The 301-nt window shown below is 51.2% G+C and carries 1 protein-coding gene; it reads left to right on the forward strand.

The window, feature by feature from the left end; translation table 11 throughout:
- A partial coding sequence (locus E1189_RS24880) for a hypothetical protein (RefSeq protein WP_230460008.1) occupies positions 1–186 on the forward strand: 186 nt, incomplete at its 5' end.
- Positions 187–301: the final 115 nt, after the last annotated feature.

Raw genomic sequence — 301 nt, forward strand, 5'->3', positions numbered from 1 at the left:
CGTCATGGTCTTGCTGCTGATAAAGTAACGGATGAAACTTCGCCCTTTGTTACCTTTAGCCCGATTCAATTGCACAGCAGCAATAGTTTTTGCCTGCCATCGGGTTGCATTGGGGCAGGTGGAAAGATCATTCAGTACCCAGCAACGGCGCTGCTCTACACGACCATTGTTAACGCCAGCCCTTAATGTTCCAAAATCACCAGTTTGAGATAATGGGATGGTTCGCCCCTCTTACCGGCTTCTATGAGCTGCGTATTCCGGCGCATCCGGCCACCAGGGAAAACGCACGAAACCCCTTGCT

The organism is Parendozoicomonas verongulae (assembly GCF_009711465.1).
Taxonomy (GTDB): Bacteria; Pseudomonadota; Gammaproteobacteria; order Pseudomonadales; family Endozoicomonadaceae; genus Sansalvadorimonas; species Sansalvadorimonas verongulae.